This window comes from Geodermatophilus obscurus, from assembly GCF_900143215.1.
In the GTDB taxonomy this organism is placed as follows: domain Bacteria; phylum Actinomycetota; class Actinomycetes; order Mycobacteriales; family Geodermatophilaceae; genus Geodermatophilus; species Geodermatophilus obscurus_A.
Genome location: NZ_FRDM01000002.1, coordinates 321,592 through 337,116, shown reverse-complemented (window position 1 = coordinate 337,116; position 15,525 = coordinate 321,592). Strand labels below are relative to the sequence as shown.

The 15,525-nt window shown below is 72.4% G+C and carries 12 protein-coding genes and 1 pseudogene; 4 read left to right on the top strand and 9 right to left on the bottom strand.

The features are described 5' to 3' along the window. The 3 genes and pseudogenes from BUB17_RS28490 to BUB17_RS03925 all read right to left on the bottom strand — a co-directional run. Positions 1–124 (bottom strand): GntT/GntP/DsdX family permease (locus BUB17_RS28490; RefSeq protein ID WP_175561264.1); only part of this gene is annotated, 124 nt, incomplete at its 3' end. A gap of 307 nt (positions 125–431) precedes the next feature. Beyond that, positions 432–866 (bottom strand): annotated as a pseudogene (locus BUB17_RS28485) (enoyl-CoA hydratase/isomerase family protein); the annotation flags it as partial. Between the two features lie 297 nt (positions 867–1,163). Next, positions 1,164–1,346: a hypothetical protein gene (locus BUB17_RS03925; protein WP_072913629.1), complete on the bottom strand. Its 183-nt coding sequence runs from the start codon at positions 1,344–1,346 to the stop codon at positions 1,164–1,166. 650 nt (positions 1,347–1,996) lie between these two features. Here BUB17_RS03925 and BUB17_RS03920 point away from each other — a divergent pair. Next, positions 1,997–5,437, top strand: coding sequence for a hypothetical protein (locus BUB17_RS03920; protein ID WP_072913625.1), 3,441 nt, complete (start codon positions 1,997–1,999; stop codon positions 5,435–5,437). Positions 5,438–5,757: 320 nt separating this feature from the next. On the opposite strand, the gene BUB17_RS03915 is transcribed toward BUB17_RS03920, so the two are convergent. Then, positions 5,758–6,726 (bottom strand): MsnO8 family LLM class oxidoreductase, encoded by a 969-nt coding sequence (locus BUB17_RS03915; RefSeq protein WP_072913621.1) that lies wholly within the window; start codon positions 6,724–6,726, stop codon positions 5,758–5,760. A 353-nt stretch (positions 6,727–7,079) separates the two neighbouring features. On the opposite strand from BUB17_RS03915, the gene BUB17_RS03910 reads away from it, so the two are divergent. Then, the gene (locus BUB17_RS03910; protein WP_072913618.1) at positions 7,080–8,474 is read left to right on the top strand and encodes a cytochrome P450; all 1,395 of its coding nucleotides are present in this window, start codon (positions 7,080–7,082) and stop codon (positions 8,472–8,474) included. Between the two features lie 77 nt (positions 8,475–8,551). Then, positions 8,552–9,550, top strand: coding sequence for a YihY/virulence factor BrkB family protein (locus BUB17_RS03905; protein ID WP_072913615.1), 999 nt, complete (start codon positions 8,552–8,554; stop codon positions 9,548–9,550). 52 nt (positions 9,551–9,602) lie between these two features. On the opposite strand, the gene BUB17_RS03900 is transcribed toward BUB17_RS03905, so the two are convergent. The 5 genes from BUB17_RS03900 to BUB17_RS03880 form a co-directional block, all read right to left on the bottom strand. Beyond that, positions 9,603–10,703 carry a lysophospholipid acyltransferase family protein gene (locus BUB17_RS03900; protein ID WP_072913611.1) on the bottom strand — a complete coding sequence of 367 codons (1,101 nt, stop codon included), beginning with the start codon at positions 10,701–10,703 and terminating at the stop codon, positions 9,603–9,605. Position 10,704: 1 nt separating this feature from the next. Continuing rightward, the gene (locus tag BUB17_RS03895) at positions 10,705–11,574 is read right to left on the bottom strand and encodes a patatin-like phospholipase family protein (protein ID WP_072913609.1); all 870 of its coding nucleotides are present in this window, start codon (positions 11,572–11,574) and stop codon (positions 10,705–10,707) included. A 211-nt stretch (positions 11,575–11,785) separates the two neighbouring features. Continuing rightward, on the bottom strand, positions 11,786–12,391 hold the full coding sequence (locus tag BUB17_RS03890; protein ID WP_244276887.1) for an AfsR/SARP family transcriptional regulator: 606 nt from the start codon (positions 12,389–12,391) through the stop codon (positions 11,786–11,788). Between the two features lie 285 nt (positions 12,392–12,676). After that, entirely contained in the window at positions 12,677–12,901 is a 225-nt protein-coding gene (locus BUB17_RS03885; protein ID WP_072913603.1) for a hypothetical protein, read from the bottom strand. Positions 12,902–13,193: 292 nt separating this feature from the next. Then, positions 13,194–13,895: an AfsR/SARP family transcriptional regulator gene (locus BUB17_RS03880; protein ID WP_244276885.1), complete on the bottom strand. Its 702-nt coding sequence runs from the start codon at positions 13,893–13,895 to the stop codon at positions 13,194–13,196. 677 nt (positions 13,896–14,572) lie between these two features. Between BUB17_RS03880 and BUB17_RS03875 the strand changes: the two genes are divergently transcribed. Continuing rightward, entirely contained in the window at positions 14,573–15,451 is an 879-nt protein-coding gene (locus BUB17_RS03875) for a helix-turn-helix transcriptional regulator (RefSeq protein ID WP_244276883.1), read from the top strand. Positions 15,452–15,525 lie beyond the last annotated feature (74 nt).

The window sequence follows — 15,525 nt, the reverse complement described above, 5'->3', positions numbered from 1 at the left end:
CCACCCCGGTCGCCAGGCCGAGATAGAGCGACCCGATGATCAGCGAGATCACCGGGTCGATCCTGATCCTGATGATGAGCAGCACGATGACGGCGATGGCTATCGCGGTGTGCAGCACGACCATGACCTGCTCCTCCCGATACGGGGAGTGGCGAGGTCACGCGCCGTCGCCACATGGACTCCACACCATGGCACCGATCGGGCCGGTCGAGCGGTTCGGCGCGGATTCGATGCGCCCGGCGGCCGGCCCGGATCGCCACCGCCGCCGGGTGGCCGCCCCCGCCGGGACAGTTCCGCCCCCCCGAGGGTCCGGACCGTCGCCGATCCCGAGACCACGTGGCCGGGACGGCCGAACGAGAACCTGCGACCCCTCGACGGCGGCCGCGGGTCCACGCGGACCCGACTCGGGCCCCAGGTCGGTCCGACCAGACCGGTGGTCGCCTGCCGAGGAAGGCGTCCAGCCCCTCGCGGAAGTCCGCCGTGGCGCCGAGCGCCACCGCCTCCTCCCGCTCGATGGCCAGGCCCTCGTCGAAGGGCAGGTCGACGCCCTCGGTGATGCAGCGCCGGATGGCCGCCAGCGCCCGCGCCGGCTTCCGGGCCAGCCCCTCGGCGTAGCCCTGCACCTCCTCGCGGAGCCGCTCGGCAGCCACCACGACGTCGACGAGGCCGATGGCGCAGGCCTCCTCGGCGCTGAGCAGGGTGCCGTCGTAGAGGAAGCGCAGCGCCCGTGGCCGCCCCAGCAGGCGGGCCAGCGCCTGCGTCGCGCCGACCGGTGGGATGAACCCGATGCCGATCTCCGGCTGCCCGAGGCGAGCGGTGCCCGCGGCGGAGCGGCCTTGCCGGCGGTCGTCCTCAATCGACTCCACCCGGTCGTGCACCGTCACCCGCAAGAAGTCGGTCACCCGCCCTCCCCTGGCACCTGTGTCCGATCCTGGCGTTCAGGCTCGCCATGGCGGCGGACACGACGTGCCCCCAGCGGGGGCGGTGGAGGGACCGTCAGCCCGCCACCGGCTACGAGCGAGGCGGACCCAGCCGTGTGCGCATGGAGCGTGTCGCCACCGGACACTCGATCACCTCGGCGCTCCTACTGGTCAGGAACCCGGGCCTCCCATGTCGTGCCTCTGAGGCCTTCGTGGCAACACCGTGGGACTCCGCTGCCCGGTTCAGCCGTCGAGCAGCGCGGCGGAGCGGCCGGCAGCCTGGCGGCCCGTACCGGGGTGCACGCGCTGGTGGACGGTGAGCGTGGTGGTGGAGTTCGCGTGCGCCAGGTGCTCGGGGACGACCTCCACCCGGCACGCCATCGGCCAGGTGTCCGCGCCGGCCCCGGGAACCGCAGAGTCGTGCACGGCTACAACGCGGACTCCGCCCACCGCGACCGCCGTGACGAACGGGTGACAGTCCGGTGATGGGAGCAGCGGAGCCTCTCGCCATGCCTTCCTCAGCCTTCCCTTGGAGCGAGCGCCTCGTGCCGGTGGCGCGGTTGAACAGGTCAGCTCGGACTGTGGACTTCCGACCGGGCCGCCGACGGCTGCCCCCTTGACGCTCAAGCCGGTCAACGACGACGTGTGCGAGTCCCCCACACCGCAGCACTCACATGCGCGACGGTCGCGTGGGCGGACGGCATGCCGTGCGAAGGCAGGCTCCGGGCAGCCGACGTCGACGACCCGTGATCGAGCGCCGGGGCCCTTCCCCGTATGCCCAGCACGGCCGTTGCCCCCGCCACTCCCGGTACGAGACTGGATCGCCCCACAGATGTCGGGAGGCCGAGGTGAGCGGATCCTCGCCCAGGAGGCCCTCTCGGGCCAGGCGCCCGCCGAACCGCGTCAGGCTCCTCCTCAGACGGACGCGCCGTAGACTGCGTCACACGCTCGTCGGCTGGCCGGAGCGGCTCCGTCGTCGGCGTCGCGAGGTCGGGATCGACGAGCCGAAGCGCTGGCGCTCTCGGAAGACGATCAATGCACTCCGGCTGCTGTCCTACGGCGGCGCCGTCCTCCTCGTGGTGTGGGTCGTCCGCGCACTGTACGTGTTCCTCACTCGGGGATCGGACTTCACCGGGCTGGATCTCGATCGTCGTTGCAGCGGAATGGGAATCTCCTGCGGCGCTCTGACGGGGTTCGTGCTGCCGTGGCTCTCCGTCGCCTTGGCAACAGCCATCTTCCTGTTCCGCAGGCTCCGCAAGGTGCCCAAGTCGCGGCAGCAGGACGCCACCACCAAGCCGCACAAGCTGGTCCCCACCGCGGGCAGCAGTACGGGAAAGGTGGTGGGCAGGGACGAGTTGTGCAAGGTGCTGATCGACAACGTGCACACCGGTCGCGACCGCCGTCCGCAGCTCATCGTGGGAGGGGTCGGTACCGGGAAGACCGCGGTCATCGTGCACCTGGTCGAACTCCTGGCGAAGAAGGGCGCGACCCCCATCGCCATCCGAATGCGCGATGTGCCACGGAATTTCAGTTTCCGGGAGTTGGCCTGCCAGCAGTTCCAGTGGCAGATCAGTGGGGGCCTGCTGTCGAGCGGCGAGGGCGACAAGATCTGGCGATACCTCGGCAAGGACGACCGACTCGTGGTCCTCGCCGACGGACTCGAGGAAGCGCTCCCCGCGGACGAGGACCGTGACGACCACATCCGTCTCGCCATCACACAGGCGCGGAAGGAGAGTCTTCCCCTGATCATCACGTCCCGGCCCCACGACTCCCTTCGCGGAATGGACGCCTCCATCCTTGAACTGGAGTCGCTCAGCGAGGAGGCGGCGCTGCAGTACTTGAGCAGTGACGACGGGCACATCGATCCCCGGCGCGTGGATTGGATCGTCGAGACGGCCGGCGTGACCGAGGCCCCCCTGTACCTGCGCATCGCGCACGACCTGAACGCCGAGCGACTGCTGAGCCATCTGATCACGGATGACGAATCGGTCAGCACGCTCAACACGAGGAACATGGACCGCTCCGCGCTTCGACGGAATCTGCTCGACACCTGGCGGTCCGCGCTGATCAGCGGACGACTGCGCGGAGAGCTCCCCCTGACCACGGAGCAACGAACGGCCACCATGGCCTACATCTCCGCCCTCGCCTGCGTCGGACTCCTCAACGATCAACTAGAGGTCAAGTACGAGAAAGCCCTCAAGATCGTCCGGAAGAAGAAGGACAGGACGAGGGTCAAGGCGGACCCGGAGGGAAGGGCTCGAGAGACGTCGCCGGCTGACGGCTCGGCGGCGCCGGAGCCGACCGGTCCGCCGCAAGATCCCGCTCCGCGATCCGACAGCGCATCCGTTGCTCAACAACACCAGGCCCACCAGTCGGGAGGCCAGCCGAGAGAGCCGATGGTCGCGACCATCGCACCCCCGAGGGGGTCCAACGGCGAACCCGGCTCCGGTGAGCCGGCACGTATCGACCGCTTCCAGATTGAAGCCCTGTCTTCCTGGCTCAACGCGGCCGTGCCTGCGGCGGAACGGCTGAGGGGCGAGGTGAACACACGCCTGGCAGCCGCCTGGGGAACGCAACTCGGTCTGGTCGAGGTCCGTGGCGAGGGCGTCAGGTTCCAGCACAGCGTGCTGCAGGCATACCTCGGCTCACGTCCACTGGCGAGTCTCCTGGAGGACCGGACCTTGCTGGGTCATGCATTCCAGGCTCCGGAGCGCCCGGGACGGGAATTGTTGATCGCCCTGGTCCTGCTCTCGCGCGGCCAGACCGGAGCACCCGTTGCCGGCGAGGGGCACGGTGGCACGAACGAGGAGTTGGTTCGACTCCTGCTGCACCAGGCCGAGCAGCGCTCGGACAGCAAGGCTCTCGACATCCTCGCCGCCGCCGTGGAGATCGATGCTCTCATCCCCGTGTCACTCGAACCTGGCCGACGCCTGCACCTACTCGCACAGAGGGCCGCGGACAAGTGGCCGACCTTCGGTGGATCCGACCTGCGGACCCTCGAGGAAGCAAAGCTCGGATTCGTCTATCGCTTCGGTGAGGCACTGCGGGAAGTCGATCAGCGGATCAGGACCCATCCGCGTCGAACCGAACTCACCGAGGAGAAGTCGATCCTGCAGGCTGCCTACGGGGAGATGTTCCGGATCGGCTACGTGGAGGCCAGCTCCTATCCTGTCCGGCATGCGGTGGCACAAGAGCTGGGCGTGGGTGGAACCACTGCGTTCGACGCGCTCAGCGGACAATTCGAGGCCACCCTCGATGCCTTGAGTTCCGGCGCCTGGCAGAGCCATGAGAATTGGCGGAAGAGCATCATGTCGGCCTGGCTCGCGCCACTCCTGTACGCGCCTTCGAGCGACCATTCGACGGGGAGCGCATCCCACCCTGAGGGGACGAGCGGACACACGCCCGAGGAGAACCTCAGGAAGTGGATCGGCAGGGTGGGCCGTCCTGAGCTGCGTACCGACCGGAGACGTGAGGGATGGACAGGAGGCAACTCCTTGACACCCGTCGAGGAAGAAGCTCCGACAGAGCGGGCGGTGCAGCGCACTGCCGACGACTGGCGGCCGCCGGCACCGGCACTTCCCATCTCCATCGAGGTAGCGCTGGCTCAAGGCTTCAAGTACGCCGCGAACCGACGCGCTCAGCACTCTCGGGCCCATGGCGAGGTTCGCACGTACCTCGCCGAGCATGCCGTCGAGCTCCTTCGACGAAGTGGTTTCTGGTTCTCCCAGATGACCTTGGTCCAAGCGCTCGGCCTGTGGGCGCTGCCGGACCTGTCCGAGGGCGCCGGGAGGCGCGTACCGGGGCCGTCTACTCGGGGTGTCCGTCAATCCGACGTGCGGGCGCGGGTGCGCCGGTGGGTCGAGATCGCTGGTGATCTCAGGGACGAGGGCAGGGAGCCGCGGGATCAGGGCAACGCCCCGAGCACGCACCGGTTCGTGGTGGAGGCCGGCGAACTGGTCATCAAGGCGTTGGAAGCTGGCCGGCCGGAACGGTTCATGTGGATCGACGAGCACGGCGTCACCTCGAAGATCGGGGCGAGCGCCATCAGCCGGGCGGAATTGCGCAAGCACGCCCTCTGGATCCCGCCGTCGATCGGCTGGAGCGCCCTGGACCGGAGCGCCCAGCAGCTCGTCGCGGATGTACTGCTGCTGCTGCACCTGGCAGACCGGGGTGACAACGCGAGGCTCCGTGAGGAGAGGCTCTCCCGAGCGAACCGGCGCGACCTGCCGCTCTGCCTCGCCAGTGACCGCAGCCCACTCGACCCCAACCGGAAGATCGGCGTCGCCGGGGGATCGCAGCCCGGGAAGAACTGCCCCGGCGACTGTGAGTTCGACCTCTGTCCCTATCCCCCGAAGGGCCACGTCAATTACCACGCCGAACTGACCGAAACCTTCTGTCGACGACAACAGACCTTGCTCGACCACAGCCCTCGGCGGAGGACCGCGTCATGGCAGGAGATGCCCCGACCCCATCTCCGGAGGTTCTGGGGAGAGATGGGCAGGAGGGCGCGCCGCTAGGCGGCATCAGCGCTCCCACGCTCGAGCCCTGGCGATCGGCGCGATCGAGGCCTCGCCCTTGCGGGCCACGGCGATGACGTCACGACGGAACTCTGCCGGGAACGGCTTGGGCACCATGGTGATCCCTTCAGCGAGGCCGAAGCCGCACAGGCAGGGAGTCAACCGAACCGGGGGCAGTCCCCACCGACATCCTCGGCGAGCCGGCGCCACCCACCCTCACCGCAGGTGACCGCCACGGCTCCGCCCAGCACATCGAGGACCTCGTCCCGGCCCTGACCGCGTCCCGGGCAGGAAGTCCCGTGCCGGAGTCGCCGGTCGGATCAGGCGAGCAGCGCCGCGAGCGAGGCATCGGAGTCGGCGAGCGCCCCGCGGTCGTAGGTGGCGCCCGTGGCCAGCAGTTCGTCGGCGCCGGTGCGATCGGCGAGCTGCTCGAGGCGGCGGCGGACCGTCTCCGGGCTGCCGGTGGGAACGGCGTCGAGGCCGTGCTGGATCCGGTCGGCGAGCCGGTCGTCCCAGCGCTGGTCGCGGATGGCCGCCACCGGCTCGAGGACGTCGAAGACGCCGGTGCGCCGCGAGCGGACCATCGCCCACACCTCGGGGAGCGCCAGCTCGCGGGCCTCGGCATCGGTGTCGGCGATGAGCACGTCGAGCGAGACCGTGACGTGCGGACGGCCATCCCGATGGGGACGGAAGTCGCGGCGGTAGGCCGCGAGCAGGTTCCCCAGGTCGGGCTGGTCCAGCGCCGGGCCACCCAGCACGACCGGGAGCCCGAGCCGGGCGGCGACCTCGATCCCGCGGCCCGTGGCGAGCACGAAGAGCGGAACCGGCTCCTCGACGACCGGGTGAGCGGTGACCGGTGCGGTCCGCTCGAGGTAGCTGCGGAGTTCGACGATGTCGTCGGCGAACGTGTCCGGCTCGTCGCCGGAGCGACGGAGGGCGCGGCGCACCGGCGGGGTGAAGCCGAGCGAGCGGCCCAGGCCGAGGTCGATCCGGCCCGGGTACAGCCCGGCCAGCATCAGGAACTGCTCGGCCACGACGATGGGCTGGTGGTGCGGCAGCATGACTCCGCCCGACCCGAGCCGGATCGTCGCCGTGTGCGCCCCGATCGCCGCCAGCAGCACCGCCGGCGCTCCCGACGCCACCCCCGGCACGCCGTGGTGCTCGGCCACCCAGAACCGGTGGTAGCCGAGCCCCTCCACCGCGACCGACCGCTCCACAGTGTGCGCCAGCGCTGCCCCCTCGGGATGGCCTGCACGGGTCCGGGAGCGGTCGAGCAGCGAGAGCCTCACACGAGGAGCCAACCGGGGGCGGGCCGTTCGGCTTCCGGCCGGAGCGCAGCGGCGCGAGGTCTGCCCGCACCGGTGCACGCCGGCCCCCGGGAGCGTCGTCCCCGGGCGGTCGCGCCGACAGGCGCCACCGCGTCGGGCGCGGACCGCGCGGACGGCGTGGGAACCACCCTCCTGCGGCGGTCCCCTGGTGGCGCAGCTCCGCGGTCCGGCACGTCGGCACGTTCCCGCCCGGCCGATCACCCGTCACCGCCGGATCGGCGCCGTCGAGCCTGGAACCGGGGCGCTGCGTCCCCGAGGATGGGCACACGCCGGCCGCGGACAGCCGCCGGCCGCGGAGGGGACGGACGAGGGCGATGGACGAACTGGCGCGCAGCGCGGTCCGCTGGGCCGCCACGCACGGAGCGATGCGGGTGGCGATCCGGGCACGCGCCCGCGCGGGCAACCCGGACGCCCAGGTGATGACCGACCCGGCCCTGCGCGCGGACCCGTACGCCCACTACGAACGGCTGCGGACGGCGACCCCCTTCGCCGACGGGGCCCTGGCCCGCGTCAGCGTCCACCACGACGTCTGCACCGACGTCCTGCGCAGCGAGGATTTCGGGCAGATCGGTGCGTACCGGACCGACCGGCTGCCACCGGTGTTGCGGCTGGCGCTGCGGCTGGCCGGGCCCCGGCGGAGTGTGAGCCCCATCGACCCGCCGTCGATGGTCGCCGTCGACCCGCCCGAGCACACCCGCTACCGCCGGCTGGTCAGCCGGGCGTTCAGCGCCCGGGCCGTCGCCGGGCTGCGCGAGCGCACCCGCCAGATCGCCGACGAGCTCCTCGACGGACTCGAGCGCGAGGCCGCAGTGCACGGCGGGCAGGCGGACCTCGTCGCCCGCTACGCCAGTCTGCTGCCGGTCACGGTCATCTCGGAGATGCTCGGCGTCCCGGTGGCGATGCGCGAGCAGTTCCTCGCCTGGGGCGACCGCGGCGCGCCGGTCCTGGACATGGGCCTGGACTGGTCGACCCACCGCGACGTCGAGCGCAGCCTCGCCGAGCTCGACGCCTGGTGGCGCGGGCACCTGCAGCAGCTGCGCCGGAACCCGGGCGCGGACCTGCTGTCCGGCCTGGTCACCACGGTCGACGACGACGGGAGCGGCCTCACCGAGACCGAGCTGCGGGCCACGGCGGCGCTGGTCGTCGGCGCCGGGTTCGAGACCACCGTCAACCTCATCGGCAACGGGGCCGCCCTGCTGTTCGCCCACCCCGACCAGCGCCGGCTGCTCGCCGAGGACCCGTCGCTGTGGCCGAACGCGATCGAGGAGGTCCTCCGCGTCGACCCCCCGGTGCAGCGGACCGGACGCCGGGCCAGGCGGTCCACCACCGTCCACGGGGTCCCCGTCGCCGAGGGGGAGTGGCTGATCCTCCTGCTCGCCGCGGCCGACCGGGATCCGCGGGTGTTCGCCGATCCGCACGTCTTCGACGTGACGCGCCCCAACGCGCGCGACCACCTCGCCTTCGGGAGCGGCATCCACTTCTGCCTCGGCGCCGCGCTCGCGCGGATGGAGGGCGAGGTCGCGCTGCGGGCGCTGTTCGAGCGGTTCCCCGATCTCGGCCCCGCGGGTCCCGGGCGCCGCCGCGGCACGGTCATCCTGCGCGGTCACGAGTCCCTGCCCGTCGTCCTCGGGTCCACCACCCCGCACCCCTGGCCCGCGTCCGGCGTGAGCCGGCCGGATCCGGAGCCGGTCGGGACGAACCCCGCCTGACCGCCGCGGCGGCGCGGCCCCTCCTCCCCACCGGGCGCGGGGTTTGCGGCCCGTCCCGGCCGCAGGTGAGATGGGCCATGACGTGGGCTCGGGACGACGGGCACGCTCCGCGGGCGACGGAGCGAGGACACGGTCCGCAGGCGAGCGACGCGGACTCGCCCCGCAAGATCACCGCCTCGGGCTGGCGTCGCATCATCCGGCGCGTCGCGGGGCACGTGCTGAGCGACCGCCTCATGGTGCAGAGCGCGGGCGTGGCCTTCTTCGCCGTCCTGTCGATCGCTCCGGTGCTGGTGACGGCGATCTCGGTCTACGGGGCCGTCAACACGCCGGAGCAGGCGCTCCAGCAGCTGTCGAGCATGGCGGGGATGCTCCCCGCCGACCTCCAGTCGGTGGTGGCCGACCAGCTCACGACGATCACGGCCGCCTCCACCCAGGTGCTCACCTGGCGCGGGCTGACCGGTCTCGTGGTGGCTCTGTGGACGGCGACGACCGCCATGACCTACCTCATCGACGGGTTGACCCTCGCCTACCACGAGACCGAGACCCGGGGGTTCCTCCGTCGCAGCGGACTCGCGCTCGTGTTCGTGCTGGGCGGAGCCCTCCTCCTGGGCGCCGTGATCGCCGCGGCCGGTGCGGTCTCCCGGGCGCTGCCCGAGGCTCCTGGGCCGGTCCGCACCGTCCTGCCCGCGGTGTCCTGGGCGGCACTCGCCGTCCTCATGGCCGTGGTGCTCGCCGTCCTGTACCGGTACGCACCCGACCGTAAGGAGGCCCGCTGGCGGTGGATCACCGGGGGCTCGACCATCGCGACGCTGCTCTGGCTGGCCACCACGGCGGGACTCTTCGCCTACGTCGAGCGCCTCGGCAGCTACCAGTCGACGTACGGGTCCCTCGCCGGGGTGGCGATCAGCATGTTCTGGTTGTGGACGACCGTCTTCCTGGTCCTCGTGGGCGCGGCCGTCAATGCCGAGACGGAGCGCCAGACCGCCCGTGACTCGACGGTCGGCCCCGCGCAGCCGCTGGGTCAGCGGGGAGCAGTCGTGGCGGACAGCGCGCCACCGTTCCCGGGCGAGGGCTGACGCACCGGCCAGCGGGTGCACCCGCACGACGCGGGGCGACGGCGCCGGCTCGCTACGGCAGCTCGCTCCCGAGCGCGCGGCCCGCGCCGGGCACCCCCGGCACACCGGTCCTCCGCGCGTCCTGCGCCTGCTGAGCCGCCGAGGTGGTGGTGATCCAGGCGTCGATCGTCTCCCACCAGTGGTACAGCCAGTCGGTCAGCTCCGGCTCGTCCCGCGGCACCTCCGCGGCCGGGATGAACCACCAGCGCAGGTGCAGGGTCTTGTCCATGGGCAGGCTCCGCCACAGGTCGCGCACGGTGCTCAGGTGTTCCAGCCCGGTGTGCGCGACGAGGACGACGTCGGCGTGCGGCGCTGACTGCAGCGCCGCGACGACCCCGCCCGGACGCGGCGGCAGCAGGTGCCGCATCGCCTCGGCCCGGCGCACCGCCGACAGCAGCCCTCGGTCGCGCAGTCGCTGGATGGCCCGGGTCCGGCGCTGCGGGGTGAAGTTCGCGCCCTCGGGGAAGATCAGCAGCGCGTCCTCCTCGCCCAGGTCACGAACCAGGTCGGCGATCGCCTCCTCGGAGCTGTCGCCGGCGGACGGATCCGCCGAGACGAAGTGGTTGGGCAGCCGGTTGAGGTACACGTCGATCAACGGGTCCAGCTGCAGCACGTCCTTGAGCACGATCCGCGGCTGGCGCAGGTGGTCGCGGTTCATCAGCGTGTGCACGAGCAGGAACGAGTCGCCCGGACCGGCGTGGCGGGACAGCACCACCATGGCGTTGGTCGAGCCGGGTGTTCCGTCGTCCAGCGGCGACCAGGACTCCCCGTCGGTGACCAGCCGCAGCGCGAACAGCCGCTGCGCCACCCGCATCAGCGTGTCGAGCAGCAGGCGCAGCACGGTGTAGTGCGCCGCCCGGGCCCGGGGGGTGTGCAACCGGCGGCCGCAGCCGCTGAGCACCCACAGCACCGCCGCGACCGCGAGCCCGGCCACCTCCAGTGCGAGGTAGACCAGCGCGAAGGCCAGCAGCCGCAGCGCGCGCAGCCGGCCGGGCAGGAAGACCGAGGCGACCACCGCCACGACCACGAGCGCGGGCAGCAGGGCGACCGCGGCCACCAGCGCGCCGACGAGGAGCGGACCGGTGACGCGCCGGACGCGGCGTGGAGGCAGCACCTCAGGTCCCTCCGTCCCGGGACGCGCCACTGCGGTCCAGGTGGTCGCGGGCCGCGACGTAGGCCTGGTCGATGCGGGCGGGCACGCTGGAGAAGTCGCGGTAGCGCAGGTTGGCGGCCCCGGGCGGAGCCGGGTCCCCCGAGGGCAGCACGTGCACCGTGACGCCGGGTGGCAGGGCGGCCAGGTCGGCGGCGAACCGGTGCCGCCGCGCGATCTCGAAGGCCACCTGCGCGACCTCCCACGGCCCGGTCGGCGGGCTCAGCGGACGGTCGATGCGCCCGACGTGCAGCACGTAGACGGTGTCGGCCCCGAGCGCGACCGCCCGGCCGACCGGGATGCTGTGCACCAGCCCGCCGTCCAGGTAGTGCTCCCCCTCGAGCTCCACCGCCGGCAGCAGCCCGGGGACGGCGCAGGAGGCGAGCACCGCGTCGACCAGCGCGCCCTCGGTGAACCAGTGCTCGGCGGCTCGCTCGATGCTGGCCGCGACGCACTGGAACGGCACGTGCAGCTCGGCGAAGGTCCGCACCGGCAGGTGGGTCTCGAGCAGGTCCCGCAGTGGCTCGCGCGGGTGCAGGTGGGTGCGCGTCCGCGCCAGGGTGCCCAGGCGGGCCAGCACGGACCCGGCGAAGATCCCCTGGGAGGCCAGCTCCTCCCACACGGCGCGCAACCGGTCCACCGCGCTCGACCCCGGATCGGCGGCGACGAGGGCTCCGTTGATCGCGCCCACCGACGTGCCGACGATCAGGTCCGGGCGCACGCCGTGCTCGAACAGCGCCTGCAGCATCCCGACCTCGGCCGCGCCGAGCACTCCCCCGCCCCCGAGGACGAAGGCCGTGCCGCCCGTGCCGCCCGGCGTCCCTGGCGCGGCCATGACCGCATCGTGTCACCCATGCCAGGGCCGGAGCAGCTCGGCGGGACCTCCACGACAGCGACGCCGAAGGGTCGCGCCCGCCGTGAGGCGCCGGCTCGACGAAGCCAGCCTCTGCACCCGCGGACTCAGGCTGCTTCGACGACCGCGGCGTCGGAGCAGGCCAGGCCGACTCGATCGCACTGGCGCCGGGGCACTGCCGGAGAGACCCGTCTCAGGTTCCTCCGCGGATCCGATCGCGAGACCCGACGCCTTCCCCCGGCACCTCGGTCGGGACTCCCGGGCGGGCGGTGACCGAGCGCCGGTCCGCAGCCGGACGGGGCCGTGGGATCCCGCGGACCAGCCGGGCCATCTCCTGCGAGGGGACGACGCCGAGTTCGTCGAGCAGCACCGTGCGGAAACTCTCGTACGTCCGGACGGCCTCCGCCACGTTGCCCTCGGCCAGGTGCACCCCGACGAGGACCCGGTGGGCGCTCTCCCGCAGCGGCTCCTCCTGGATCGCGGCGTACGCGGCCTGCAGCGCCTCGCCGTGACGCCCGGTGGCCGCGAGCCTGACGGCCACCCGCTCGAGAGCGTGCACGCGCAACTGGCGCAGCCGCTCCCGCTCCACGAGGACCCAGTCGTCGTACCACCCAGGGAGCAGTTCCCCACGCAGCTCGGCAGGGGGCACGCCCGGATCGGCGCCGTCCTCACCGGGGGCCGACACGCTGTGCGCCCACTCCCCGAGTTCCCGGACGTCGACCCGGACGTCAGCGGCGAGCGCCAGGGCACCGCCGGAGACGTCGAGGAGCCACGGCGAGATCTTCTGCAGCCGCCACAAGGCCGATCGGAGGCTGCCCTGCGCCTGCTGCTCCGGGACATCGGGCCACAGACGACCGGCCACCGCAGCGCGTGCCGGTCGTCCGCAGAAGCACAGGTGGGCCACCAGTCTCTGGACCGCCGGCGGCAGGACGCCGACCACCGTCCTGCGGTCGCTGTCGTCAGGGAAGAGAGCGAAACCGTCCAGCAAGGTCACCCGGGGGGCCGGATCGCCATCCACCTGCCGTCACCCCTTTGCCTCCCGGGTGGACGCTCCAGGGCGTGCCTGTCGGTCAAGCCTGAGGGCTCACTTGACAGTGTCAACCGAGTTCGTCGCCTGCCGGGTGAAGCCGTCGAGCCACTCACGCACGGCGTCGAGCACGTCACTGGGTGACGCCGCCACGGCCACCGTCACCTCCTCCGCAGGGGTCTCCGCGGAGGCGTTCCGCAGGGTCAGGAGCCGCGCTCTGAACGCTCCGGCACCTTCGAGCCAGACGCGGATGAGCAGTGCCGCACTCGGATCGTCGACCACGTCATCTCTCCCACGGTGTCCCCGCGCAGCGTTGCAGAGTCCGCCCTCCGGGCACCGCACGACGCGTCCGGGGGCGAGGACCCATGCTCAGACGTCCCGCTGCGTGGCGCAGTCCCCCGTACGGATGACGCACCAGCGCGCGGGGGCGACCGCGACGACGGACGACGTCCTGGGCACTCCGCACACGTGGAGCGCGGCCGTACCCCCTCCCCCGTCGGAGGACCCGGAACCCGTCCGGTGGAGACACGGGAGGGGCGGGCCGTGGGAGTCCCCTCTCGTCGATCTCTCGGCGTCAGCTCGGACGCCGCCCGGTTCCTGGGCAGGTGTCCGCCACGGGCCGGACCACAGCTGCTCCGAGGGGCCGGGGCTCCGCGGACAGCGCCCGGCGCAGTCGCGGGATGTGCTGGACCAGCCGGGTCATCTGCTCGGTCGGGGGCACGCCCAGCTCCTCGTGCACCAGCGTCCGGAAGAAGTCGTAGGCCCGGAGGCCCTCAGCCAGGTTCCCCTGGGCCAGGTGGACCCGGACCACCGTCCGGTGGGCGCTCTCTCGCAGCGGCTCGGCGCGGACGGCGGCGTAAGCGGCCTCCAGGGCTTCGCAGTGGCGGCCGAGGAAGGCGAGCCGGGCTGCCACCGCCTCCAGCGCCTGCATGCGGAGCTGACGCAGCCGCTCCCGTTCGAGGAGGACCCACTCGTCGTACCAACCGGGCAGGAGATCGCCGAGGAGCGCTGCGTCCGGGACCGCGACGTCGTCTGCACCCACGGGCGGAGCGATCGCCCGCTGCGCCCAGTCGTTCAGTTCGCGGACGTCGACACGGACGCCCGCCGCCAGCCGGAGTGCACTCCCCGACACCTCGATCAGGCCGGGCGCCACCTTGTTGAGCCGCCACAGCGCCGACCGCAGACTCCCGTGCGCCTGGGCCTCCGGCACGTCAGGCCACAGGTGGCCGGCCGTCGCGTTCCGGGCCGGCCTGAGGGACAGACACAGGTGTGCCACCAGCCGCTGCACTCCATGTGGCAGGTCGGCGGTCGACCGCCGGTCGCGGCCAGGGACCTCGAGGCGGAAGCCGTCGAGCAACCTGACACGGGGAGCTGATGGACTGTCCACGGAACTGGTCCTTCCTGTCGGTCGAACGATCGGGCCCGTGACGGCACAGGAGGAACCGTCTTCCAGCCCCTGGTTGCACCGCTCGGACCACCGACCTGCTTCGGGGGTGCAGTACTGCTGAGTCGTACCGGTGTCGTTCCGATACCAGCGGGCAGCCGACACGCGTCACCTCCGACGGGACCTCGGCCATGCCGACCGAGAAATGCGTCGGTCCCGTCGCCGCGGTCGGCCTGGGCGGGTGAACGGTCACCGGCTCACACGAGGGTCGTGCGCCCGGACTCCGGATGGACCCGTGGGTCAGGTGATCCGGCTCGGTGGCGCCTGACCGGCCTCGTCGCCCTCGTTCGTGCTGGTGGTCCTCGGACACAGGTGTACGACGTCGACCCACCTGACTCCCCCTGGACGCACGCGCACGAGATGCGGAACAGGAACGCTATTCACGTCCGGGCGCCGGGACCGTACGCAGTTGTGCGTAGTCGCGGCAGGCGATGCCGGGCTCCGGGCAGCGTGGCCGCCGCCCGGAGACGACCTCCACGATCCGGCGCCGGCGGATTACCCTGAGCAGCGTGCCGCGCACCACGACGTGTCACGCAGCATGGCTCGAGCTCGTCGCCGACATCCTGCAGGGCCGGCCCGAGGCGCGGGAGTTCCCTCATGCGCAGGTGGCGGACCTGCTCCTCGAGTCCTTCGACGCGGCCTGCTGCTCGCTGAACGTCGTCGACCGCGCGTGGGTGGATCACGTCGTCGGAGGCTGGCCGGTCGGCTTCCTGCCGACGACGCCGCCGTCCGGCGTCCTCCCCGACGCCACCACGCACCCGCTCATCCGCTGGTATGCCGTCACGGGCAGTTCGGCACCGCAGGTGCTCGGCCGGGTGCCACGCGCGGTCGCCGGTCCGAGGATGTGCGCGGAGTGGTCGGCCTTCGCCCGTCCCTTCGGGATCACCCACCAGCTCGCGCTGCCCCTGCGGGTGGGGAAGGGGATCGAGGCCTACGTCGTCAGCCGTCCCGATGACGACTACGCCGACGCCGACACCGACCTGGCCACCCTGGTCCTGCCGGCACTGGCTGCGCTCGTCCGCCAGCACGGGGTGCTCCACGACGTGCTGGCGGAGCAGTACGACAGCGCCCATGGCACAGGTCTGACGAAACGCGAGTTCGCGGTCCTCAGGCTCCTCGGGGAGGGTCTCACCGCTCAGGCGATCGCCCGTCGCCTGAGGACCTCCCCCCGGACCGTGCACAAGCACCTCGAGCACCTGTACCGCAAGCTCGGCGTGCGCGACCGGCTGATGGCGGTCCAACGCGCCCGGAACGCCGGTCTCCTGGCTCCGCCTCCCGAGCCCGGCGGACGGCGCGGGACTCCGGCTCCCACCCTGCTGATCCCCTCGCCCCGCAACGGGGACGACCTCCCCGCTGCGGGGGCGCCGACGACCGATCCCGCACGATGACGCGCCGCCGCCGCGCGGCCGGCAACGACCCGCCGGCGGTGGGGGTCCGTCACCAGGGCGCCGCCCACCACGGA